At 33.0% G+C, this 2342-nt stretch carries 2 protein-coding genes; both read left to right on the top strand.

Annotated features, from left to right (window positions below):
* Positions 1 to 949, top strand: a 949-nt coding sequence (locus F6K13_RS28965) for a succinate dehydrogenase/fumarate reductase iron-sulfur subunit (protein ID WP_353735732.1), incomplete at its 5' end; no start/stop codon positions are given.
* 226 nt (positions 950 to 1175) lie between these two features.
* The gene (locus F6K13_RS28970) at positions 1176 to 1376 is read left to right on the top strand and encodes a chlorophyll a/b-binding protein (RefSeq protein WP_192901219.1); all 201 of its coding nucleotides are present in this window, start codon (positions 1176 to 1178) and stop codon (positions 1374 to 1376) included.
* Positions 1377 to 2342 lie beyond the last annotated feature (966 nt).

Below are 2342 nucleotides of genomic sequence, written 5' to 3' on the forward strand. Positions count from 1 at the left end.
ACTCAGAATAACAGGCAATACAATTTTAGAATGCCTTAACCGAATTAAATGGGAGCAAGATGGTAGTTTAGCTTTTCGTAAAAATTGCCGTAATACTATCTGCGGTAGTTGTGGAATGAGAATTAATGGTCGTTCAGCTTTAGCGTGTAAAGAAAATATTAGAAACGAAGTAGATAGAATACAACAAATAGCTAATAATAGTAATAATAATTCTGCTAATACTACTGAAAAATCTATTCCAGAAATAACTATTGCTCCTATGGGCAATATGCCAGTAATTAAAGATTTGGTAGTAGATATGAAAAGTTTTTGGCAAAATCTAGAAACAGTTGAACCTTATATCAGCACAAAAGCACGACAAATTCCAGAACGAGAATTTTTACAGACTCCCACTGAACGGGATAAACTAAATCAAACAGGTAATTGTATTCTTTGTGGAGCCTGTTATTCTGAGTGTAATGCTCGTGAAGTTAATCCAGATTTTGTTGGTCCACACGCTTTGGCCAAAGCTTATAGAATGGTTGCTGATTCTCGTGACAGTCAAATAGAGAAAAGATTAGAAGAATATAATCTTGACACAGCAGGAGTCTGGGGTTGTACCCGCTGTTATTATTGTAATTCTGTTTGTCCGATGGAAGTAGCACCTATGGATCAAATAGGTAAAATTAAACAAGAAATTCTTGATCGTCAAGATAAACAAGCTAGTCGATCTATTCGCCATCGAAAAGTATTAATTGATTTGGTTAAAGACGGGGGTTGGATTGATGAACGAAAATTTGGTATTCAGGTAGTGGGTAACTATTTTAGAGATATTCAAGGATTATTTAGTTTGGGTCCATTAGGATTAAGAATGTTGGCAAAAGGTAAGTTTCCTTTGACTTTTGAACCTTCTGAGGGAACTGAAATTGTGCGATCGCTGATTGAATCAGTAAAAAAAATTGGACAATAAATCGACTGGGATAATTCAGTAATTTTATCCGTAATCAAAAATCTTTGGTGGTGGTGCATAGTAATGGTAAAAGTTAGGGGGAGGGATAATTTTTTCACAACCCATTCTCAAAATACTGTTGAATATCTGGGAGAATAAATATTTGGGTAGATACCAAGTTTTGTTCTTCAAACATTACTATGTAGGACTACCAAATCTTCAAAGCTAATAAAATTCTATCAATATCATGTCTGAAAATTTGACTTCTCAATCCACATCAGAATCTGCTAAAAAAGTTGAAACTACCAAGTTTAATGAACCTGCTTTTGGTTGGAATACTTACGCAGAAATAATCAATGGTAGGTTTGCTATGCTAGGATTTTTCATTTTGTTATTACTGGAATTATTTACTCATCAAGATTTTTTTTCTTGGTTAGGTTTGCGGTAAAAAATAAAGTTTAATTAGGGTTTGCTGAAAAAGTATTTTTGTGGAGGGTAGGAGTCAGGATTTAGGAGTCAGGAGTCAGAATGAATGCGAATTACAGAGAAGGCAGTCGAAATAATTGTCGCTAAGTTTTTCTGTCTTTGTCTGCTCAAAATGTGAGTATTTTGGGCGATTCGGAGCTAAAAGCTGACACTTTTTTTCGCAGCAAAAAGGCTAAAACCTTTATCTGTAAATGTTTTTATCCCACATTCCGCACTTCAATTTTTAACATAAAAATTAGTATAAAATCCGTAGCTTGCTTAGGTATTTATACTATATAAATTATCTTCATTTACCTCGATTGGGAGTCAAATTCTCAGTTAAATATTAAGCATAAATACTTGCAGTATTGATTACTCAATCACGGTAGCTATGATTTTATTCTAAAATTCTGTCTCCTGTCTCCTGACTCCTGACTCCTTCTTCGATACTACATTTTGTGGTGCGGAATGTGGGTTTTATAGTTAATCATCAAGTCCTAATTAATGCTAATAGCTAATCTTGAGAATGACATTTAGCTATTAGCTATTAAATAGTCAAAAAATTAGTATTTATAAATCTGATGCTTGACCTGATTCAATTACTTGGAGATTATACTTTATAATGAATTATTACTGTTTTATCGCTGGAATTTCTCTATCTATATTCTGATTCTGGTTTAGATTTACTGTCTATTTTATTTATCGCAATTTGCGATGCTTCTTGTTTCATAAATCGGCGATTGTTGAAATTCCTCAACTCCCCAACTCCCCAACTTCCTCTACCATTACTATGCACCACTACCAGATTTTTTTATTAGGTTTGTACTAGGATAATTTAGTTTTATTTGTTTTATTTATTCACAGCTAAATGTTAATGGCTAATCTTTAAATGGCATTTAGATATTAGCCATTAACCATTAAATTTTTTCAATTATAAATCTGATGTCTG

It is taken from the genome of Okeania sp. SIO2B9, from assembly GCF_010672505.1.
Lineage (GTDB): Bacteria > Cyanobacteriota > Cyanobacteriia > Cyanobacteriales > Microcoleaceae > Okeania > Okeania hirsuta.

Coding starts and splice junctions, on each gene's coding strand:
- F6K13_RS28970 (WP_192901219.1), top strand. CDS start 1,176: ATGTCTGAAAATTTGACTTCTCAATCCACATCAGAATCTGCTAAAAAA.